The organism is Pseudomonas guariconensis, assembly GCF_024127895.1.
Taxonomy (GTDB): Bacteria; Pseudomonadota; Gammaproteobacteria; order Pseudomonadales; family Pseudomonadaceae; genus Aquipseudomonas; species Aquipseudomonas guariconensis_B.
The window spans coordinates 62,941-84,102 of the sequence record NZ_JAMYBK010000015.1 but is presented as its reverse complement, the minus strand read 5'-3'; the positions used below and the strand labels follow the sequence as shown (position 1 = coordinate 84,102).

At 64.1% G+C, this 21,162-nt stretch carries 19 protein-coding genes and 4 tRNA genes; 22 read left to right on the top strand and 1 reads right to left on the bottom strand.

All coding sequences use genetic code 11. The features are described from left to right. The first annotated feature begins 59 nt into the window (after nucleotides 1-59). The 18 genes from NJF35_RS16270 (at nucleotide 60) to mgtE (ending at nucleotide 18,302) form a co-directional block, all read left to right on the top strand. Nucleotides 60-749, top strand: a complete 690-nt coding sequence (locus tag NJF35_RS16270) for an ABC transporter permease (RefSeq protein ID WP_225789361.1) — start codon at nucleotides 60-62, stop codon at nucleotides 747-749. Beyond that, on the top strand, nucleotides 746-1,444 hold the full coding sequence (locus NJF35_RS16265) for an ABC transporter permease (protein WP_225789360.1): 699 nt from the start codon (nucleotides 746-748) through the stop codon (nucleotides 1,442-1,444). The genes NJF35_RS16270 and NJF35_RS16265 overlap by 4 nt, the downstream gene beginning before the upstream one ends. 22 nt (nucleotides 1,445-1,466) lie before the next feature. Further along, nucleotides 1,467-2,231 (top strand): ABC transporter ATP-binding protein, encoded by a 765-nt coding sequence (locus tag NJF35_RS16260; protein ID WP_225789359.1) that lies wholly within the window; start codon nucleotides 1,467-1,469, stop codon nucleotides 2,229-2,231. A 99-nt stretch (nucleotides 2,232-2,330) separates the two neighbouring features. After that, nucleotides 2,331-3,311: a transcriptional regulator ArgR gene (gene argR / locus NJF35_RS16255; protein ID WP_253091265.1), complete on the top strand. Its 981-nt coding sequence runs from the start codon at nucleotides 2,331-2,333 to the stop codon at nucleotides 3,309-3,311. 322 nt (nucleotides 3,312-3,633) lie between these two features. Further along, nucleotides 3,634-4,854: an aspartate aminotransferase family protein gene (locus NJF35_RS16250; RefSeq protein ID WP_225789357.1), complete on the top strand. Its 1,221-nt coding sequence runs from the start codon at nucleotides 3,634-3,636 to the stop codon at nucleotides 4,852-4,854. Between the two features lie 140 nt (nucleotides 4,855-4,994). Further along, nucleotides 4,995-6,014: an arginine/ornithine succinyltransferase subunit alpha gene (gene aruF, locus NJF35_RS16245; RefSeq protein WP_225789356.1), complete on the top strand. Its 1,020-nt coding sequence runs from the start codon at nucleotides 4,995-4,997 to the stop codon at nucleotides 6,012-6,014. Between the two features lie 81 nt (nucleotides 6,015-6,095). After that, nucleotides 6,096-7,127: an arginine N-succinyltransferase gene (astA, locus tag NJF35_RS16240; RefSeq protein WP_225789355.1), complete on the top strand. Its 1,032-nt coding sequence runs from the start codon at nucleotides 6,096-6,098 to the stop codon at nucleotides 7,125-7,127. Further along, entirely contained in the window at nucleotides 7,124-8,587 is a 1,464-nt protein-coding gene (gene astD, locus NJF35_RS16235; protein ID WP_253091264.1) for a succinylglutamate-semialdehyde dehydrogenase, read from the top strand. Before astA ends, astD begins: the two co-directional genes overlap by 4 nt. Before the next feature lie 23 nt (nucleotides 8,588-8,610). Beyond that, a complete protein-coding gene (astB, locus tag NJF35_RS16230; RefSeq protein WP_253091263.1) occupies nucleotides 8,611-9,960 on the top strand; it encodes an N-succinylarginine dihydrolase in 1,350 nt (449 codons plus the stop codon). A 14-nt stretch (nucleotides 9,961-9,974) separates the two neighbouring features. Next, a complete protein-coding gene (locus tag NJF35_RS16225) occupies nucleotides 9,975-10,262 on the top strand; it encodes a topoisomerase II (protein WP_225789352.1) in 288 nt (95 codons plus the stop codon). 11 nt (nucleotides 10,263-10,273) lie between these two features. Further along, the gene (gene astE, locus NJF35_RS16220) at nucleotides 10,274-11,281 is read left to right on the top strand and encodes a succinylglutamate desuccinylase (RefSeq protein ID WP_253091262.1); all 1,008 of its coding nucleotides are present in this window, start codon (nucleotides 10,274-10,276) and stop codon (nucleotides 11,279-11,281) included. A gap of 341 nt (nucleotides 11,282-11,622) precedes the next feature. Beyond that, on the top strand, nucleotides 11,623-14,247 hold the full coding sequence (alaS, locus tag NJF35_RS16215; protein ID WP_225789350.1) for an alanine--tRNA ligase: 2,625 nt from the start codon (nucleotides 11,623-11,625) through the stop codon (nucleotides 14,245-14,247). Nucleotides 14,248-14,332: 85 nt separating this feature from the next. After that, on the top strand, nucleotides 14,333-15,568 hold the full coding sequence (locus NJF35_RS16210; RefSeq protein ID WP_225789349.1) for an aspartate kinase: 1,236 nt from the start codon (nucleotides 14,333-14,335) through the stop codon (nucleotides 15,566-15,568). A gap of 171 nt (nucleotides 15,569-15,739) precedes the next feature. Continuing rightward, nucleotides 15,740-15,928, top strand: coding sequence for a carbon storage regulator CsrA (gene csrA / locus NJF35_RS16205; RefSeq protein ID WP_043209419.1), 189 nt, complete (start codon nucleotides 15,740-15,742; stop codon nucleotides 15,926-15,928). Nucleotides 15,929-16,000: 72 nt separating this feature from the next. Beyond that, nucleotides 16,001-16,091: transfer RNA gene (locus NJF35_RS16200), tRNA-Ser, on the top strand. A 107-nt stretch (nucleotides 16,092-16,198) separates the two neighbouring features. Next, nucleotides 16,199-16,275, top strand: a tRNA-Arg gene (locus tag NJF35_RS16195). A 74-nt stretch (nucleotides 16,276-16,349) separates the two neighbouring features. Continuing rightward, nucleotides 16,350-16,426, top strand: a tRNA-Arg gene (locus NJF35_RS16190). A gap of 433 nt (nucleotides 16,427-16,859) precedes the next feature. Beyond that, nucleotides 16,860-18,302 carry a magnesium transporter gene (gene mgtE / locus NJF35_RS16185; protein ID WP_225789348.1) on the top strand — a complete coding sequence of 481 codons (1,443 nt, stop codon included), beginning with the start codon at nucleotides 16,860-16,862 and terminating at the stop codon, nucleotides 18,300-18,302. Nucleotides 18,303-18,433: 131 nt separating this feature from the next. Here the strand turns inward: mgtE and NJF35_RS16180 are convergent, their stop codons facing one another. Beyond that, nucleotides 18,434-18,760 carry an Arc family DNA-binding protein gene (locus NJF35_RS16180; RefSeq protein WP_225789347.1) on the bottom strand — a complete coding sequence of 109 codons (327 nt, stop codon included), beginning with the start codon at nucleotides 18,758-18,760 and terminating at the stop codon, nucleotides 18,434-18,436. 86 nt (nucleotides 18,761-18,846) lie between these two features. On the opposite strand from NJF35_RS16180, the gene NJF35_RS16175 reads away from it, so the two are divergent. From NJF35_RS16175 to NJF35_RS16160, 4 genes are all read left to right on the top strand, one after another. Next, nucleotides 18,847-19,092, top strand: a complete 246-nt coding sequence (locus NJF35_RS16175; RefSeq protein ID WP_225789376.1) for a hypothetical protein — start codon at nucleotides 18,847-18,849, stop codon at nucleotides 19,090-19,092. Nucleotides 19,093-19,103: 11 nt separating this feature from the next. Beyond that, on the top strand, nucleotides 19,104-19,715 hold the full coding sequence (phnN, locus tag NJF35_RS16170) for a phosphonate metabolism protein/1,5-bisphosphokinase (PRPP-forming) PhnN (protein ID WP_225789375.1): 612 nt from the start codon (nucleotides 19,104-19,106) through the stop codon (nucleotides 19,713-19,715). 161 nt (nucleotides 19,716-19,876) lie between these two features. Further along, a tRNA-Arg gene (locus NJF35_RS16165) sits at nucleotides 19,877-19,951 on the top strand. A gap of 147 nt (nucleotides 19,952-20,098) precedes the next feature. Next, nucleotides 20,099-21,121, top strand: a complete 1,023-nt coding sequence (locus NJF35_RS16160) for a LacI family DNA-binding transcriptional regulator (protein WP_225789346.1) — start codon at nucleotides 20,099-20,101, stop codon at nucleotides 21,119-21,121. Nucleotides 21,122-21,162 lie beyond the last annotated feature (41 nt).

The window sequence follows — 21,162 nt, the reverse complement described above, 5'->3', positions numbered from 1 at the left end:
CAGCAGAAGCTCTGAGGTTTGCACCATTTTTCATTCCCAAGCCCTGAGGAATCCCAATCATGTTGAAAGGCTACGGGGCAGTCATCCTCGACGGGGCGTGGCTGACGCTGCAGCTCGCCCTGTCGTCGATGGCCCTGGCCATCGTGCTTGGCCTGATCGGCGTGTCGTTGCGCTTGTCGCCGGTGCGCTGGCTGGCCTGGCTGGGCGACCTGTATGCCACGGTGATCCGTGGCATCCCGGACCTGGTGCTGATCCTGCTGATCTTCTATGGCGGCCAGGACGTGCTCAACCGGGTCGCGCCGTTGCTCGGCTACGACGACTACATCGACCTGAACCCGTTGGCTGCCGGTATCGGTACCCTGGGCTTCATCTTCGGCGCGTACCTCTCGGAAACCTTCCGCGGTGCCTTCCTCGGCATTCCCAAGGGCCAGGCCGAGGCGGGCGTGGCCTATGGCATGAGCAGCCGGCAGGTGTTCTTCCGCATCATGGTGCCGCAGATGATCCGCCTGGCGATCCCCGGCTTCACCAACAACTGGCTGGTGCTGACCAAAGCCACGGCGCTGATCTCGGTGGTCGGCCTGCAGGACATGATGTTCAAGGCCAAGCAGGCGGCCGACGCCACCCGCGAGCCTTTCACCTTCTTCCTGGCGGTAGCGGCCCTGTACCTGGTGCTCACCAGCGTCTCGCTGCTGGCGCTGAAGTATCTCGAGAAGCGCTACTCGGTGGGCGTAAAGGCGGCTGAACTATGATCTTCGACTACAACGTGATCTGGGAGGCGATGCCGCTGTACCTCGGCGGGCTGCTGACCACCATCAAGCTGCTGGCGCTGTCGTTGTTCTTTGGCTTGCTGGCGGCCATTCCGCTGGGCCTGATGCGGGTGTCGAAGCAGCCGCTGGTGAACATGACCGCCTGGCTGTACACCTATGTGATCCGCGGCACGCCGATGCTGGTGCAGCTGTTCCTGATCTACTATGGCCTGGCCCAGTTCGAGGCGGTGCGCGAGAGTTTCCTCTGGCCGTGGCTGTCCAGCGCGACCTTCTGCGCCTGCCTGGCCTTCGCCATCAATACCAGCGCCTACACCGCCGAGATCATCGCCGGCAGCCTCAAGGCCACGCCCCATGGCGAGATCGAGGCTGCCAAGGCGGTGGGCATGTCGCGCATGAAGATGTACCGGCGCATCCTGCTGCCTTCGGCCTTGCGCCGGGCGCTGCCGCAGTACAGCAACGAAGTGATCATGATGCTGCAGACCACCAGCCTGGCGTCGATCGTCACCCTGATCGACATCACCGGCGCGGCGCGCACCGTCAATGCCCAGTACTACCTGCCTTTCGAGGCCTACATCACGGCGGGCGTGTTCTACCTGTGCCTGACCTTCATCCTCGTGCGCCTGTTCAAGATGGCCGAACGCCGCTGGCTCGGCTACCTGGCGCCGCGCAAGCACTGAACGCTCTGTGAGAACCGACAGCATGTACAAACTCCAAGTCCAAGACCTGCACAAGCGCTATGGCAGCCACGAAGTGCTCAAGGGCGTGTCGCTCGCGGCCAAGGCAGGCGATGTGATCAGCATCATCGGCTCCAGCGGCTCGGGCAAATCGACCTTCCTGCGCTGCATCAACCTGCTCGAGCAGCCCCATGCCGGCAGGATCCTGCTCAACAACGAAGAGCTGAAGATGGTCGCCGGCAAGGATGGCGCGCTCAAGGCCGTCGACCCGAAGCAGTTGCAGCGTATGCGTTCGCGCCTGTCGATGGTGTTCCAGCACTTCAACCTGTGGTCGCACATGACCGCCCTGGAGAACGTCATCGAGGCGCCGGTGCATGTGCTGGGGGTGAACAAGAAGGAGGCGCTGGAGAAGGCCGAACACTACCTGGCCAAGGTCGGCGTGGCCCATCGCAAGGACGCCTTCCCGGGGCATATGTCCGGGGGGGAGCAGCAGCGGGTGGCGATCGCCCGGGCCCTGGCCATGGAACCGGAGGTGATGCTGTTCGACGAGCCGACCTCGGCGCTCGACCCCGAACTGGTGGGCGATGTGCTCAAGGTCATGCAGGCCCTGGCCCAGGAAGGCCGCACCATGGTGGTGGTGACCCATGAGATGGGCTTCGCCCGCGAGGTCTCCAACCAGTTGGTGTTCCTGCACAAAGGCCTGGTGGAGGAGAGCGGCAACCCGCGCGAGGTGCTGGTCAACCCGCAATCGGAGCGTCTCAAGCAGTTCCTCTCCGGCAGCCTGAAGTAAAAAGCTGCACCTTTGCACCAGGATAGGGCATGCTGCGCAGCGAGCGCAGCCTGACCCGGCGCCACAGACACGAACGACCCAGGTTTCGGACCACGACCCATGACCACCCAGCGAATCGGATTTCTCATCTGGCCCGGCACCAGGCCGCTGACCCTGGCGCTGGCCGAGGAAGTGTTGCGGGTTGCCCAGCACGTGCACCCGGATGTGGTCTACGAGTTGGCCTTCCTCCAAGCCGAGGCGGCCGAGGAGGGCGCCTGGCGCCTGCCGGGCGAGCCCTGGAATGGCCGCTTGGAGGGTTGCCAGAAGCTGTTCTTGCTGGCGGACGAGCCGCCGCTGGCCGTGGGAGCGGCCTTGTCGGCCGCGCTCAAGCAAGTGGCGCGCAGTGGTTGCATGATCGGCGGGCTGTCCGCCGGGGTCTATCCGTTGGCGGCCCTGGGTTTGCTCGATGGCTACCGGGCGGCGGTGCACTGGCGCTGGCAGGATGATTTCGTCGAGCGCTTCCCCAAGGTCATCGCCACCAGCCATCTGTTCGACTGGGACCGCGACCGCCTGACTGCCTGCGGCGGCATGGCCGTGACCGACCTGTTGCTGGCGGTGCTGGCCCGCGACCATGGTGCGGAGCTGGCGGGGGCGGTGTCGGAGGAGCTGGTGGTCGAGCGCATCCGCGAGGGCGGCGAGCGCCAGCGTATTCCGCTGCAGAACCGCCTTGGCTCCAGCCATCCCAAGCTGACCCAGGCCGTGCTGCTGATGGAGGCCAACATCGAGGAGCCGTTGACCACCGACGAGATCGCCCAACATGTGTGCGTCTCTCGGCGACAACTGGAGCGGATCTTCAAGCAGTACCTCAATCGCGTGCCCAGCCAGTACTACCTGGAGCTGCGCCTGAACAAGGCGCGGCAGATGCTGATGCAGACCAGCAAGTCGATCATCCAGATCGGGCTGTCCTGCGGTTTTTCGTCCGGGCCGCATTTCTCCAGCGCCTACCGCAACTTCTTCGGCGCCACGCCGCGGGAAGACCGCAACCAGCGGCGTAGCAGCAGCCCGTTCGAGTTGAGTTCGGCGCCGGCCGAGCGCAGCTGATAGTCCTTTGCACGGGGGGGGAAGCGGCCCCAGGATTACAAATCCCCGTTTGTAACTGACCGGCATCGAGGCAAGCCGACAACACCGATGCCGCAGTGAACATCCGTTCTCCCAATTTACCTTCCCATCTCCCCGTCACCCCCGCCTCCCGCTACACTGCGCGATTGCGACAATGTTTGTCGCATTGCCGAAAGCCTCGGTAAAACAGGGTTTGGCGCTGTAACAAGTTGTCGCCTGGCAGCAAGGACAGGCGCCGATCAGTCCTTACAATCCCCCCATCGCTCGCCACTTCCAGGCCAGCGTTCCTCTTCAGGAGACTCAGATGTCCGTTGAGCAAGCCCCGGTGCAACGTGCCGATTTCGACCAGGTCATGGTCCCCAACTATTCCCCGGCGGCCTTCATCCCTGTGCGCGGCGCAGGCTCCCGAGTATGGGACCAGTCGGGTCGCGAGCTGATCGACTTCGCCGGCGGCATCGCGGTCAACGCCCTGGGGCACTGCCACCCGGCACTGGTCAAGGCCCTGACCGAGCAGGCCAACACGCTCTGGCACGTATCCAACGTCTTCACCAACGAGCCGGCCCTGCGCCTGGCCCACAAGCTGGTGGACGCGACCTTCGCCGAGCGCGCCTTCTTCTGCAACTCCGGCGCCGAGGCCAACGAGGCCGCGTTCAAGCTGGCCCGTCGCGTCGCCCACGACCGCTTCGGCCCGGAGAAACACGAGATCATCGCCACCGTGAACAGTTTCCACGGTCGCACCCTGTTCACCGTCAGCGTCGGTGGCCAGCCCAAGTATTCCGACGGCTTCGGCCCGAAGATCACCGGCATCAGCCATGTCCCGTACAACGACCTGGAAGCGCTCAAGGCGCAGATCTCCGACAAGACCTGCGCCGTGGTGATCGAGCCGATCCAGGGCGAGAGCGGCGTGGTCCCGGCCGACAAGGCCTACCTGGAAGGCGCGCGCAAGCTGTGTGACGAGCACAACGCCCTGCTGATCTTCGACGAGGTGCAGACGGGCGTCGGCCGCACCGGTTCGCTGTACGCCTACCAGCACTACGGCGTGACCCCGGATATCCTGACCAGCGCCAAGAGCCTGGGCGGCGGCTTCCCGATCGGGGCCATGCTGACCACTACCGACCTGGCCAAGCACCTGGCCGTCGGCACCCACGGCACCACCTATGGCGGCAACCCGCTGGCCTGTGCCGTGGCCTGCGCCGTGCTGGACGTGGTCAATACCCCCGAGACGCTCGCCGGTATCAAGGCCAAGCATGAGCGCTTCAAGGCCCGCCTGGAGAAGATCGGCCAGCAGTTCGGCCTGTTCACCCAGGTGCGTGGTGTGGGTCTGCTGATCGGCTGCGTGCTCAGCGACGCCTGGAAGGGCAAGGCCAAGGACGTGCTCAATGCCGCCGAGAAGCAAGGCGTGATGGTCCTGCAGGCCGGCCCGGACGTGGTGCGTTTCGCGCCGAGCCTGGTGGTCGAGGACGCCGATATCGACGAAGGCCTGGAGCGCTTCGAGCGCGCCGTAGCCACGCTGACCCAGGGCTGATACCGGCCTGCGGTCCTTTCGCCGGCCTGTGCCATCGGGCACGGGCCGGCGATACCTGAATTCCAGTGCGTGCGCCCGCAGGCGCACGCCGTTTTTCCGTGCCGACGCTGTTGGCCCGTTTTCCCGAAAGGAGTGACACCATGCTGGTGATGCGCCCCGCGCAAATGGCTGATCTGAACGAAGTGCAGCGCATGGCTGCAGACAGCCCCATTGGTGTCACCTCGCTGCCGGACGACGCCAGTCGCCTGGGTGACAAGATCGCCGCCTCGGAGACGTCCTTCGCCGCCGAGGTCAGCTTCAATGGCGAGGAGAGCTACTTCTTCGTGCTCGAAGACAGCGAGACCGGCAAGCTCGCCGGCTGCTCGGCCATCGTCGCCTCGGCCGGTTATTCCGAGCCGTTCTACAGCTTCCGCAACGAGACCTTCGTGCATGCCTCGCGGGAGCTGAAGATCCACAACAAGATCCATGTCCTGTCGCTGTGCCACGACCTGACCGGCAACAGCCTGCTGACCAGCTTCTACGTGCTGCCGGAGCTGGTGAACAGTGCCTGGGCCGAGCTCAACTCCCGTGGCCGCCTGCTGTTCATGGCCTCGCATCCCGAGCGCTTCGCCGATTCGGTGGTCACCGAGATCGTCGGCTACAGCGACGAGCAAGGCGAGTCGCCGTTCTGGGATGCCATCGGTCGCAACTTCTTCGACTTGAACTACGCCGAGGCCGAGCGGCTGTGCGGGCTCAAGAGCCGTACCTTCCTCGCCGAACTGATGCCTCATTACCCGATCTACGTGCCGCTGCTGCCGGACGCGGCCCAGGAAGCCATGGGCCAGGTTCACCCGCGGGCGCAGATCACCTTCGACATCCTCATGCGCGAAGGCTTCGAGACCGAGCACTACATCGACATCTTCGACGGCGGCCCGACCCTGCATGCCCGGGTCTCGGGCATCCGCTCGATCGCCCAGAGCCGGGTGGTGCCGGTCAGGCTCGACGACAGCCAGGTCAAGGGCGGCCGTCCGTACCTGGTGTGCAACGGCCAACTGCAGGACTACCGCGCCGTGCTGCTGGAACTGGACTGGGTGCCGGGCAAGCCGCTCAGCCTGGGCCTGGAGGCCGCCGAGGCGCTGGGCGTCGGCGATGGCGGCAGCGTTCGCCTGGTGGCCGTCTGAGGCCCGGGCACGGATAGCCCAGGCCAGGACCCGCAACAGAGAGATTCGCGGCAGGCACAGGCCACCGCACAAGGAGATAGCATGATCGTTCGTCCCGTACGCAGCAGCGATTTACCCGCGCTGATCGAATTGGCACGCAGCACCGGCACGACCGGGCTGACCACCTTGCCGGCCAACGAGGAGCGCCTCGAACAGCGTGTCGGCTGGGCCGAGAAGAGCTTTCGCGGCGAAGCCGAGCGCGGCGATACCGACTACCTGTTCGTGCTGGAGAACGACGAAGGCCTGGTGGTCGGCATCTGCGCCATCGCCGGGGCGGTCGGCCTGCGCGAGCCCTGGTACAACTACCGGGTCGGCCTGACCGTCAGCGCCTCCCAGGAGCTGAAGATCTACCGCGAGATCCCCACCCTGTTCCTGGCCAACGACCTGACCGGCAACTCCGAGCTGTGCTCGTTGTTCCTGCGCAGCGACTATCGCACCGGCCTCAACGGCCGTCTGCTGTCCAAGGCGCGCCTGTCGTTCATCGCCGAGTTCCCCGAGCTGTTCGGCAACAAGATCATCGCCGAGATGCGCGGCATGTCCGACGAAAGCGGTCGCTCGCCGTTCTGGGAAAGCCTGGGCCGGCACTTCTTCAAGATGGAGTTCAGCCAGGCCGACTACCTCACCGGGGTGGGTAACAAGTCGTTCATCGCCGAGCTGATGCCCAAGTTCCCGCTGTACACCTGCTTCCTGTCGGAGGCCGCGCGCAACGTCATCGGCCGGGTGCACAGCGACACCGAGCCGGCCCTGGCCATGCTCAAGCGCGAAGGCTTCAGCTACCAGGGCTACGTCGACATCTTCGACGCCGGCCCCGCCATCGAGTGCGAGACCTCGAAGATCCGTGCCGTGCGCGACAGCCAGACCCTGGTGCTGGCCGTGGGCACGCCGGGCGACGATGCCACCCCTTACCTGATCCACAACCGCAAGCGCGAGGACTGCCGCATCACCGCCGCGCCCGCGCGCCTGGCGGCCGGCACCCTGGTGGTCGATCCGTTGACCGCCAAGCGCCTGCGCCTGGGCGCCGGTGACCATGTGCGCGCCGTGCCGCTGTCCGCCAGCCGGGAGGCCAACCCATGACCACGCATTACATCGCCGGCCATTGGCAGGCCGGGCAGGGCGATGCCCTGCAATCGCTCAACCCCGTTACCCAGGCGGTGGTCTGGGAAGGGCAGGGTGCCGACCCAGCCCAGGTCGAGGCTGCCGTGCAAGCGGCCCGCCAGGCCTTCCCTGGTTGGGCGCAGTTGAGCCTGGATGCGCGCATCGGCGTGCTCGAGGCGTTCGCCGACCAGCTCAAGGCCCATGCCGACGAGCTCGCCCGCTGCATCGGCGAGGAAACCGGCAAGCCGCTGTGGGAGTCGGCCACCGAAGTCACCAGCATGGTCAACAAGGTGGCCATCTCGGTGCAGAGCTACCGCGAACGCACCGGCGAGAAGAGCGGCCCACTGGGCGACGCCAGCGCCGTGCTGCGGCACAAGCCCCATGGCGTGGTGGCTGTGTTCGGCCCGTACAACTTCCCCGGCCACCTGCCCAATGGCCATATCGTTCCGGCCCTGCTGGCGGGCAACTGCGTGGTGTTCAAGCCCAGCGAGCTGACCCCCAAGGTCGCCGAGCTGACCGTCCGCTGCTGGATCGACGCCGGCCTGCCGGCAGGCGTGCTCAACCTGGTCCAGGGCGCGCGCGAGACTGGCATGGCCCTGGCGGCGAACCCGGGCATCGACGGGCTGTTCTTCACCGGCTCCAGCCGCACCGGCAACCTGCTGCACCAGCAGTTCGCCGGGCGACCGGACAAGATCCTGGCCCTGGAGATGGGCGGCAACAACCCGCTGCTGGTGGACGAGGTCAAGGACCTGGATGCGGCGGTCTACACCATCATCCAGTCGGCCTTCATCTCGGCGGGCCAGCGCTGCACCTGTGCCCGGCGCCTGCTGGTGCCGCAGGGCGCCTGGGGCGATTCGCTGGTCGAGCGCCTGGTCGAGGTGAGCCGTGGCATCAGCGTCGGTGCCTTCGACCAGCAACCGGCGCCGTTCATGGGCTCGGTGATCTCGTTGCAGGCGGCGCGCGCCTTGCTCGCGGCCCAGGCCGAACTGCTGGGCAAAGGGGCCGTGGCGCTGCTGGAAATGACCCAGCCACAGGCCGAGGCCGCCCTGCTGACCCCTGGCATCCTCGATGTGACCGGCGTGGCCGAGCGCCCGGACGAAGAGTTCTTCGGCCCGCTGCTGCAGGTGATCCGCTACGCCGATTTCGAGGCCGCGATCGACGAGGCCAACAACACCCAGTACGGCCTGGCCGCCGGCCTGCTGTCCGACTCCCGGGCGCGCTACCAGCATTTCTGGCTGCGCAGCCGCGCCGGTATCGTCAACTGGAACAAGCAGTTGACCGGCGCCGCCAGCAGCGCGCCGTTCGGTGGCGTCGGCGCCAGCGGCAACCACCGCGCCAGTGCCTACTACGCGGCCGACTACTGTGCCTACCCTGTGGCTTCGCTGGAGACCGCCAGCCTGGCCTTGCCGGCGACCCTGACGCCGGGCGTCACCCTATAACAACCGGTCTCGGAGCCTAGCCGATGAAATCCTATGAAGTGAATTTTGATGGCCTGGTGGGGCCGACCCACAACTACGGCGGCCTGTCCTACGGCAACGTGGCTTCGCAGAGCAACAGCCAGCAGGTTTCCAACCCGCGTGAGGCGGCGCGCCAGGGCCTGGCGAAGATGAAGGCGCTGGCTGACATGGGCTTCAAGCAGGGCGTGCTCGCCCCGCAGGAGCGACCGGACGTGGCCGCGCTGCGCCGCCTGGGCTTTTCGGGCAGCGATGCCGAGGTGATCCGTCGCGCCGCCCAGGAGGCCATGCCCCTGCTGGTGGCCAGTTGCTCGGCGTCGAGCATGTGGGTGGCCAACGCCGCCACGGTCAGCCCCAGTGCCGACACTGCCGATGGCCGCGTGCATTTCACCGCCGCCAACCTCAACTGCAAGTACCACCGCAGCATCGAGCACCCCACCACCAGCCGCGTGCTGGCGGCCATGTTCGCCGACGACAAGCATTTCGCCCACCATCCGGCGCTGCCGGCGGTGGCCCAGTTCGGCGACGAGGGGGCAGCCAACCATACCCGTTTCTGCCGGGCCTATGGCGAGCCGGGCGTGGAGTTCTTCGTCTATGGCCGCAGCGCCTTCGACAGCCGCTATCCCGCGCCGCAGAAGTATCCGGCGCGCCAGACCCTGGAAGCCTCCCAGGCCGTGGCAAGGCTGCATGGCCTGGCCGAGGACGGTGTGGTCTACGCTCAACAGAACCCGGCGGTGATCGACCAGGGCGTGTTCCACAACGACGTGATCTCGGTGGGCAACGGCGAGGTGCTGTTCTACCACGAGGATGCCTTCCTCGAGACCGATACGGTGCTTGGCCAGCTGCAAGCTAAACTGGCCAGCAAGGGCGGCCGGTTCCAGGCGATTCGCGTGCCGCGCTCGGCGGTGACGGTGGAGGACGCGGTGCGTTCCTACCTGTTCAACAGCCAGCTGCTGTCTCGCGACGACGGCTCCATGCTGCTGGTGGTGCCGGAGGAGTGCCGCAACAACGAACGGGTCTGGGCCTACCTGGGACAGCTGACCCGCCAGGGCGGCGCGGTGAAGGAGGTCAAGGTGTTCGACCTCAAGCAGAGCATGCAGAACGGCGGTGGCCCGGCTTGCCTGCGTTTGCGCGTGGCCCTGAAGGAAACCGAACTGGCGGCGGTCAATCCAGGCGTTATCATGACCGCGCCGCTGTACGACACCCTGGTGCAGTGGGTCGACAAGCACTACCGCGATCGCCTGGGCGAAGCGGACCTGGCCGACCCGCAACTGCTGGACGAGTGCCGTACAGCCCTGGATGAGCTGACCCAGATACTCAAGCTGGGCCCGGTCTATCCATTCCAACGCCAACCTTGAAGAGAGAATTTGCAATGTCCGACGCCCTGCGCCTGATCCTCGAAGACGACGACGGTACCCAGCTGGAAACCTCCTGCACCCGCTTTGCCGTGGTCTGGCAAGGCAAGGAGGTGTGGATCCAGCAGGACGGCCGTGGCCAACTGCTGATCGGCGTCGACGTCGAGGAAGACGACACCGAGTACGCCAACCTGTTGCTGCGCCCCATGGCCACCAACCTGGTCAGCCTGCAACTGGAGATGGAACCGGCCGAGGTTGGCGACGACGACCACGTGCACGGCCCGGACTGCGGTCATAACCACTAAGGAAACGCCCTATGCTCGCCCTCGGCAAATTGCTTGACCTGACCCTGGCCGATCATGAACCGGCCGAGAAGACGCAAGTGACGGTCGAGGGTGTGCGCTTGCGCTGGCTGGGGGAGGGCGCCCTCGAGGTGCGTCCGCCGCAGGGCAAGGACAATGGCCTGGACCTGCTGCTGTCGGCGGGTATCCATGGCAACGAGACCGCGCCCATCGAGTTGCTCGACGCGCTGCTGCATGGCGTGGCCCGAGGCGACATCAAGCCGCGGGCGCGGGTGTTGTTCCTGTTCGGCAACCCTGAGGCGATTCGCAAGGGCGAGCGCTACGTCGAGCAAGACATCAACCGCCTGTTCAATGGCCGCCACGAGTTGTCCAGTGGCGCCGAGGCCCTGCGCGCGGCGGAGCTGGAGCAGTTCGCCCGGGTGTTCTTCAGCCAGCCGGAGCGCACGCGCCTGCACTACGACCTGCACACGGCGATCCGTGGTTCGAAGATCGAGCAGTTCGCGCTCTACCCGTACAAGGAAGGCCGCCAGCACTCCCGTCGTGAGCTGGCGCGCCTGCACGCGGCCGGCATGGAGGCGGTGCTGTTGCAGAACAAGGCATCGATCACCTTCAGTGCCTTCACCTACGAACAACTGGAGGCCGAGGCCTTCACCCTGGAACTGGGCAAGGCACGGCCGTTCGGCCACAACCAGCAGGTCAACCTCGACCGCCTGGAAGCCCGCCTGGTACAGATCATCGAGGGCAACGAGCCGGAGACCGACGAGAGTCTCGATGGCCTGCAACTGTTCAGCGTCGCCCGCGAGATCATCAAGCACAGCGACAGCTTCCACCTGCACCTGCCGGCGGACATCGAGAACTTCTCCGAGCTCAGCAAGGGTTACCTGCTGGCCGAGGACCTGGCCGAGACCCGCTGGATCGTCGAGGAGGAGGGGGCGCGGATCATCTTCCCCAACCCCAGGGTCCGCAATGGGCTGCGGGCCGGGATCCTGATCGTGCCGGATTCTGGACAGCGGCTGGGCTGATCGGTAGGCGGCGCGTCAAGCTGGGGCGCGAAGCGGCCCCAAATGGCAGCACAGGCGCCGCTGTTTTTGGATCCCTTCGCTGATGAAAGTCCCTTGTTTCACCAGCTGTTCCATTTTCCGCCTACCTGGGTCGTAATTGGCTTGCCAGTGGCGAAAGGCAGGCTATAGCATCCCACTCATGATTTTGTTCGTGCCGACCTGAAAATCCGTCCAAACGGCGGTTTCCATCGCATAAACACACTGCACCGAGACTGCAGGACCGATATAATGCGGCCCTTTGCCGTCGTTTCGTCGATTCGACGTGTTTGCCTTAAAGGGCCGCCGTTTCCGTGGAAGAACCTATGAAAAGCGCAGAAATCCGTGAAGCCTTCCTTCGCTTCTTCGAGGAGCAGGGGCATACTCGAGTCGCCTCCAGCTCCCTGATCCCGGGCAATGACCCGACCTTGCTGTTTACCAACGCCGGCATGAACCAGTTCAAGGACTGCTTCCTCGGGCAGGAAAAGCGCGCCTACACCCGTGCGGTCAGCAGCCAGAAGTGCGTGCGCGCCGGCGGCAAGCACAACGACCTGGAAAACGTCGGCTACACGGCGCGTCATCACACGTTCTTCGAGATGCTGGGCAACTTCAGCTTCGGCGATTACTTCAAGCGCGACGCGATCACCTTCGCCTGGACCTTCCTGACCTCGGACAAGTGGCTGAACCTGCCCAAGGACAAGCTGTGGGTCACCGTCTACGAGAGCGACGACGAAGCCTACGACATCTGGACCAAGGAAATCGGCGTCCCGGCCGAGCGCATGGTGCGCATCGGCGACAACAAGGGCGCGCCCTACGCCTCCGACAACTTCTGGACCATGGGCGACACCGGCCCTTGCGGCCCGTGCACCGAGATCTTCTACGACCACGGCCCGGAAATCTGGGGCGGCCCACCCGGTTCGCCGGAAGAAGACGGTGACCGCTACATCGAGATCTGGAACAACGTCTTCATGCAGTTCAACCGCACCGCCGACGGCGTGCTGCATCCGCTGCCGGCACCGTCGGTGGATACCGGCATGGGCCTGGAGCGCATCAGTGCGGTCATGCAGCACGTGCACTCGAACTACGAGATCGACCTGTTCCGCAACCTGCTGGCGGCCGCGGCCAAGGCCATCGGCTGCAGCAACGACGGCCAGCCGTCGCTGAAAGTGGTCGCCGACCACATCCGCTCCTGCGGCTTCCTGATCGCCGACGGCGTGCTGCCGTCCAACGAGGGCCGTGGCTACGTGCTGCGCCGGATCATCCGCCGCGCCTGCCGTCACGGCAACAAGCTCGGGGCCAAGGGCAGCTTCTTCTACCAGATCGTCGCGGCCCTGGTGGCCGAGATGGGCGATGCCTTCCCCGAGCTCAAGGCCCAGCAGGCGCACATCGAGCGCGTGCTCAAGACCGAGGAAGAGCAGTTCGCCAAGACCCTCGAGCAGGGCCTGCGCATCCTCGAGCAGGACCTGGCCCAGCTCCAGGGCGACGTGGTCCCGGGCGACGTGGTGTTCAAGCTGTACGACACCTACGGTTTCCCCATGGACCTGACCGCCGACATCGCCCGCGAGCGCGAGCTGACCATCGACGAAGCCGGTTTCGAGCGCGAAATGGAGGCCCAGCGCGAGCGTGCCCGTTCCGCCAGCGCCTTCGGCATGGACTACAACAGCCTGGTCAAGGTCGACGTGGCCACCGACTTCCTCGGCTACGAGACCACCGAAGGCCAGGGCAAGGTGGTTGCCCTGTACAAGGACGGCCAGGCCGTCGAGCGACTGGGTGAAGGCGAGCAGGGCGTCGTGGTCCTGGACCGTACCCCGTTCTACGCCGAGTCCGGCGGCCAGGTCGGTGACACCGGCTACCTGCAGGCCGGCGGCGTGCGCTTCGACGTGCGCGACACCACCAAGACCGGTGGCGCCTTCCTGCACCACGGCGTGGTCGCCAGTGGCGAACTGCGTGTCGGCGCCCAGGTCGAGGCGCGCGTCGATGCCGAAGTGCAGCACGCCACCTCGCTGAACCACTCCGCCACCCACCTGCTGCACGAAGCGCTGCGCCAGGTGCTGGGCGAGCATGTGCAGCAGAAAGGCTCGCTGGTCGACAGCCAGCGCCTGCGTTTCGACTTCAGCCACTTCGAGGCGGTCAAGCCAGAGCAGATCAAGGCGCTGGAAGAGATCGTCAACCGCGAAGTGCGCAGGAACACCGAGGTGCAGACCGAACTGACCGATATCGAAACCGCCAAGCGCAAGGGCGCCATGGCCCTGTTCGGCGAGAAGTACGGCGATACCGTGCGCGTGCTGAGCATGGGCGGCGACTTCTCGGTGGAGCTGTGCGGTGGCATACACGCCAAGCGCACCGGCGATATCAGCCTGTTCAAGATCATCAGCGAAGGTGGCGTGGCCTCGGGTGTGCGCCGTATCGAAGCGATCACCGGCGCCGCCGCGCTGGCCTACCTGAACACTGCCGAAGAGCAGGTCAAGGAAGCTGCGCAGCTGGTCAAGGGCAATCGTGACAACCTGATCGACAAGCTGTCGGCTGTGCTCGAGCGCAACCGTCAGCTGGAAAAGCAGCTCGAGCAGCTGCAGGCCAAGGCCGCCAGCGCCGCCGGGGACGATCTCTCCAACGCGGCCGTTGAGGTCAAGGGCGCCAAGGTTCTTGCCGCACGCCTGGATGGGCAGGACGGCAAGGCCCTGCTGGCCCTGGTCGATCAGCTGAAGAACAAGCTCGGCCACGCAGTGATCCTGCTGGGCAGCGAGTACGAGGGCAAGGTCGTGCTGGTGGCCGGCGTGACCAAGGACCTCTCCGGCCAACTCAAGGCCGGCGACCTGATGAAGCAGGCCGCAGCGAAGGTGGGTGGCAAGGGCGGTGGCCGTCCGGACATGGCCCAGGGTGGTGGCGTCGACGTCGCCGCGCTGGACGATGCCCTGGCCCTGGCCGTGCCGTTCGCCGAGCAGGGGCTTTGAGATGACCGGGGGCCACTGTCTAGTAGTGGCCCCCGGCGTGATGGATTGTTATTGGGTGCCCATCGTGGGCTGAGGCAGCTTTGAAATGGCGTTGATCGTACAGAAATTTGGCGGCACCTCTGTCGGTTCCATCGAGCGGATCGAGCAGGTTGCCGACAAGGTCAAGAAATTCCGCGAGCAAGGCACTGACCTGGTGGTTGTGCTGTCGGCCATGAGCGGAGAAACCAATCGCCTGATCGAGCTGGCCAAGCAGATCAGCGACCACCCGGTTCCCCGCGAACTGGACGTGATCGTCTCGACCGGCGAGCAAGTGACTATCGCCTTGCTGACCATGGCCTTGATCAAGCGCGGCGTGCCGGCGGTGTCCTACACCGGCAACCAGGTGCGAATCCTCACCGACAGCGCGCACAACAAGGCGCGCATCCTGCAGATCGATGACCAGAAGATCCGTGCCGACCTCAAGGCCGGCCGCGTGGTCGTGGTGGCAGGTTTCCAGGGTGTCGACGAGCACGGCAACATCACCACCCTCGGTCGTGGCGGCTCCGACACCACCGGCGTTGCCCTGGCGGCGGCGCTCAAGGCCGACGAGTGCCAGATCTACACCGATGTCGATGGCGTCTACACCACCGATCCGCGCGTGGTGCCCCAGGCCCAGCGCCTGGAGAAGATCACCTTCGAGGAGATGCTGGAGATGGCCAGCCTCGGCTCCAAGGTGCTGCAGATCCGTTCGGTCGAGTTCGCCGGCAAGTACAACGTTCCGCTGCGCGTGTTGCACAGCTTCAAGGAGGGTCCGGGTACCCTCATTACCATTGATGAAGAGGAATCCATGGAACAGCCGATCATTTCCGGTATCGCCTTCAACCGTGATGAAGCCAAGCTGACCATTCGCGGCGTGCCGGATACCCCGGGCGTTGCCTTCAAGATCCTCGGCCCGATCAGCGCCGCGAACATCGAAGTCGACATGATCGTGCAGAACGTCTCGCACGATAACACCACCGACTTCACCTTCACCGTGCACCGCAACGAGTACGAGAAGGCCCACAGCGTGCTCGAGAACACTGCCCGTGAAATCGGTGCACGTGAAGTGATCGGCGATACCAACATCGCCAAGGTGTCCATCGTCGGCGTCGGCATGCGCTCCCACGCGGGTGTCGCCAGCCGCATGTTCGAGGCCCTGGCCAAGGAGAGCATCAACATCCAGATGATCTCCACCTCGGAGATCAAGGTGTCGGTGGTCATCGAGGAGAAGTACCTGGAGCTGGCCGTGCGCGCGTTGCACACTGCGTTCGAACTCGACGCTCCTGCCCGACAGGGCGAGTAAGGCGCTGCCTGGAGGGGCGCGGCTTGCCGCGCCCTTTCGCGTTTCTGGCCGCAGCGCAGGCGCCTGTCCAGCCTTGCGCAGCGACCTTCCGGGCTTGAGCCGTCGTCCCCGGCCCTGGCCCTTGCTTACCACAGACTGTTGTCCCTGAATGAATTGCTTGAGGAGAAAGCTATGTTGATTCTGACTCGTCGGTGCGCCGAGAGCCTGATCATTGGTGACGGTGAAATCACCGTTACGGTCCTGGGTGTCAAAGGCAACCAGGTGCGTATCGGCGTGAGTGCCCCTAAGGAAGTGGCCGTGCACCGCGAGGAAATCTACCTGCGGATCAAGAAAGAGAAGGACGAAGAACCAACCCTTTAATTTTTCTCGGTTTTTTTTCAAAAAAGGGTTTGCAAACGGGGAAAGGTCTGGTTATTATACGCCCCGTGTTGCGGTGAGGTGGCCGAGTGGCCGAAGGCGCTCCCCTGCTAAGGGAGTATACCTCAAAAGGGTATCGGGGGTTCGAATCCCCCCTTCACCGCCATTTTTCGTGTAGGGCGCCGTAACTGGCCGAATCGCTTAAGTAGTTGAAAATAAACGAAAAAGTGCTTGGCAAATCAGTTTGGCGAACTATAATGCGCGGCAAGACACGGACTCATAGCTCAGCTGGATAGAGTACTCGGCTACGAACCGAGCGGTCGGAGGTTCGAATCCTCCTGAGTCCGCCACACAATGAGGCGGTTTTGGTTATCAAGGCGGCTTCATCCACCAGTGGTAATCTGGTCTAAAAAATACCACCTACGGACTCATAGCTCAGCTGGATAGAGTACTCGGCTACGAACCGAGCGGTCGGAGGTTCGAATCCTCCTGAGTCCGCCATACATCAAGAAGCCCGCTTATAGCGGGCTTTTTGTTTTTCTCTGTTTCACTGTTTTGTCAGTGATGCCCGGCTAGACTCCTGAATAGGGGCGGGCGGCCTGTATGTCACCCGTGCCTTGCACGACCGTGCAGCCTGCCGAGCTGCGCGATCTTCCATGGGCTCGAACTCGAATGTGCTTTTTAGTCTGGATCGGCCGTCGCACTGTTGGCTTCCAGCGTTGTCACAGCTTTATCGCGCAAACGATTGTTCTGGCCAAAAATTTAAGCGATCTGACAGCTGATGCAGTGTATGATTGCGCCCGTCAGCCCCGCCGGGGCTTGTGGAATACCACCATGGACTTACCCAGTAGTTACTCGATAACACGATTTACCAAGCTAGATCCGACCGATTGATTCTCCCGGCGTGCTCCGCTGCTGGGAGTGGAGTTCGCCTATGACCGAAGTCGAAGTAAAGAAAGCCCAAGAGAGCCTGCAGGATCGCCTTGCCCAGGTGATCGAGCTGCTGCAGCGCCAACGGGTGGTCGAGGACCTGACGCACCGTCAGGAAGGTCACCATCACGACCTGGTGGAAAATCTCGTCCACCGCCAGAACCTGGTCGAGCTGCAGCGCAAGCTCGACGACCTGCACCCCGCCGATATCGCCTACATCCTCGAGGCCCTGCCGCTCGACGACCGCCTGACGGTCTGGCAATTGGTCCGCTCCGAGCGCGACGGCGACATCCTGCTCGAAGTCTCCGACGCCGTACGCCAGACCCTGATCGCCGACATGGACGATCACGAGCTGCTCGCCGCTGCCAAGGAAATGGATGCCGACGAACTGGCCGACCTGGCGCCGGAGCTGCCGCGCGACGTTGTCCATGAGCTGATGGAAAGCCTCGATGCCCAGCAGCGCGAGCGTGTGCGCTCGGCCCTGAGCTACGACGAGGAGCAAGTCGGTGCGCTGATGGACTTCGAGATGGTGACCATCCGTGAGGATGTCAGCCTGGAGGTGGTGCTGCGTTACCTGCGCCGGCTCAAGGAGCTGCCCAGTCATACCGACAAAGTGTTCGTGGTCGACTACGACGGCCTGCTCAAGGGCGTGCTGCCGATCAAGCGTCTGCTGGTCAACGATCCGGAGAAAAAGGTCGCGGAGGTCATGGCCACCGACCCGGTGACCTTCCACCCCGAGGAGGATGCCTACGACGCAGCCCAGGCCTTCGAGCGCTATGACTTGATTTCCGCTCCGGTGGTGGACAAGGGCGATCGCCTTATCGGCCGCCTGACCATCGACGAGATGGTCGACCTGATCCGTGAGGAAAGCGAGAGCGAAGTGTTGAACATGGCCGGTTTGCGCGAAGAGGAAGATATCTTCGCCTCGGTCTGGCGCTCGCTGCGCAACCGCTGGGCCTGGTTGGCCATCAACCTGATCACGGCCTTCCTGGCCTCGCGGGTGATCGGCCTGTTCGAGGGCTCGATCGAGAAGCTGGTCGCGTTGGCCGCCCTGATGCCGATCGTGGCGGGTATCGGCGGCAACTCGGGCAACCAGACCATCACCATGATCGTTCGCGCCATGGCGTTGGACCAGGTCTCGCCAGGCAACACCAGCCGCCTGATGCGCAAGGAGCTGGCGGTTTCGCTGCTCAACGGCCTGATCTGGGGCGGGGTGATCGGTGCGGTGGCGTTCTGGCTCTACGGCAGTTGGTCGCTGGGGCTGGTGATGACCGCGGCAATGACCTTGAACCTGTTGCTGGCGGCGCTCATGGGTGTGCTGATTCCCATGACCCTGACACGCCTGGGACGCGACCCGGCGATGGGCTCGAGCGTTATGATCACCGCGGTCACCGATAGCGGCGGCTTCTTCATCTTCCTGGGGTTGGCGACGCTGTTTCTGCTTTGAGCATGCCGTAGGGGCTGTCATCCTGGGGCTGCAGTGCAGCCCATCGCGGGCAAGCGGCCCTGAAGGGCGATCACTGAGCCACAACGAAAAAAGCCAGCTTACGCTGGCTTTTTTGCTGGGGTTGGCGTCGGTCAGGAAGCGTCTGCAGCCATTTCCACGTCATGGGCGATCAGGGCGACCAGGGCGTTCTGCTGGCGGTGGGTAAGTTGACGGAAGCGTTGCAGCAGCTCACGTTCGTGCAGGGTCAGCTCGGGGCTGTCCAGGCGCATGCTCAGCTCGTCGCCCAGCGCGCCTTCCTGGATGAGGCTCTGCTCCAGGCGCGCGATGATTTCGGAGTTCATGCTGCGGTGATGGTTGCGCGCTACCTCGGCAATGCGCTCACGCATTCCGTCTGGCAGGCGGACGACGAACTTGTCAGCGGTGCGGCTCGAATAGATAGCCTGTTTCATTGGGCGCATATTAAATTGACCGGTTTTTCAGGTTTCAAGGGGAAGCGGTTCTCAAATTGGCCGCACGATGGAAGTACGACCGTGGCGACGGCAAAATGTTCAACCGTGATGCAATTCGGGTGCTCATCTTGCCTTATGGTCGCCGTTTCCTTGGCGTCAATTCTGTGACAAATAGTGATCCGGATAAAGGCTTTTTGCCAGTACCAATTATCAGAAATGAGTACTGGTTTGAAAAGTTTTGCTTTTCCCGGTTTGTCGCCTCGTCAGGCCTTTGTCGTCAAAATCTGGTAAAAATCAGCAAAGGCCCGGTAAAAATCAAAAACGTGCAGGTTTTCAATTGAGCATAGTGGCAATGCAGCATGACGCAAGCGGCACGACCACCCCAGCAGGTCGCCTGGTATTTTTGCTTGGACCTTCCGGATCGGGAAAAGATTCCCTGATCGAGGCGGCTCGCGGGCAATTGATGGCCAATGGGGTGCGGATCGCCAAGCGGGTCATCACTCGCTCGGCAGAAGCCAGGGGCGAGGATGCCCATGGGGTCAGCACCGAACGCTTCGAAGAAATGCGGGCGGCGGGGGCTTTTGCGATGCATTGGCAGGCCAATGGCCTGGCCTACGGCATTCCCGCGCAGATCGATGACTGGCTGGCAGCGGGTTGCCCTGTGCTGGTCAATGGCTCGCGCGGTTACCTGGCCGAGGCGCGCCGACGCTATCCCGGGCTGTTGGCGATCCGCCTTGAAGTGGCGCCGCAGGTCCTGCGCCAGCGCTTGCTCGCCAGGGGGCGGGAGAGCGCCCTGGAGATCGAACGACGCTTGGCGCGCAGCGCTCGCCTGCAGGCCGATGACGATCCTGCGACGCATGTTTTGGACAATTCCGCTTCGTTGGACACGACGGTCACTGTCTTGCTCGACCTGCTGGCCCGGGAAGGCGTGATCGACAGGGTGGTGCATGCCCCGGCGAGCTAGGGCAGAAAAGGATTACGTGCAAAAAGCCCGATTGAGACATGACAAACGGCGGATCGCTGGTTAACATGCTCGCCGTTCTTGCGCGCCAGGCTGGCCCGTGCAAGGCCGCACGACCGTCGCTCCCTTCTGCATGCCGTATGGCCAAGGGGGCCGAGCTATCCGTCCTCGTAGTTTAATGGATAGAACGGGGCCCTCCTAAGGCCTTGATGCAGGTTCGATTCCTGCCGGGGACGCCATCTTCCAGTAGCGATGCCGTTACGCTTTCCACTCAAACCCCGACAACCCTGAACGCCTTGTGCGCTTGACGAAGCCGGCCATCCCTGATTTATTGAAACCGGTTTCATCAACCCTACCAGCACAAGTGCAAACAAAAAGGTGACAGGGTGGACAAGATACTTTCGCCAGCTCGCGGGCGGGCCACCATCAGTGACGTAGCCAAGGCCGCCGGTGTTTCCAAGGCCACGGTGTCGCGTTATATCGGCGGTGATCGGCAACTGCTCGCCGACGCCACCGCGCAGCGCATCGAGGCGGTGATCGAGCAGCTCGACTACCGCCCCAGCCGCATGGCCAGCGCCCTCAAGCGTGGCCACACGCGGCTGGTCGGCATGCTCCTGGCGGATATCCGCAACCCTTATTCCGTCGCGGTGATGCACGGCGTTGAGACTGCCTGCCGCCAGCATGGCTATAGCCTGGTGGTGTGCAACACCGATTGCGACGACGAGCAGGAGCGCCTGCACCTGCAGGCCCTGCAGTCGTACAACGTCGATGGCCTGATCGTGAATACCCTCGGCCATCATGCCGGCGAGTTGTCCAGCCTTGCCCGTGAACTGCCCATGGTGCTGGTGGATCGCCAACTGGCGGAGTTGCAGGCCGACCTGGTGGGCCTGGACAACGCCGATGCGGTCGAGCAAGCCCTCGATCATCTGCAGCAGCGTGGTTACCGCGACATCCTGGCCATCAGCGAGCCCCTCGACGGTACCAGTTCACGGCAAGAGCGGGTGTCGGCTTTCCAGGCTTCCATCGCCCGGCGGCGTGGGCTACGAGGTCAGGTGATAGAAGTGGGTGGCAACCTACACGAGCGACTGGCGGGCTTTCTCGCCAGCGCCGGCCACGGACCGCAGGCCCTGTTCACCTGCAACGGCGTGGCCACGCTCGAAGTCATGCGCAACCTGCGCGAACGGGGGGAGCACCTGTTCCGTGACCTGGGCCTGGTAGCGCTCGACGAACTGGACTGGTACCCCTTGGTCGGGGGGGGCATCACCGCCTTGGCGCAACCCACCGAACGCATCGGCGCCGCAGCCTTCCAATGCCTGTTGGAGCGTCTGCAGGGCAGCCGCTTGCCCGCGCGGCGCATGGACCTGCGGGCCGAACTCATCGTGCGAAACTCCACCCCGATACGCGACTGAAGCCGGCGCGGCCCGCTGCCGCGCCGTCTCTTCGCCTGAAA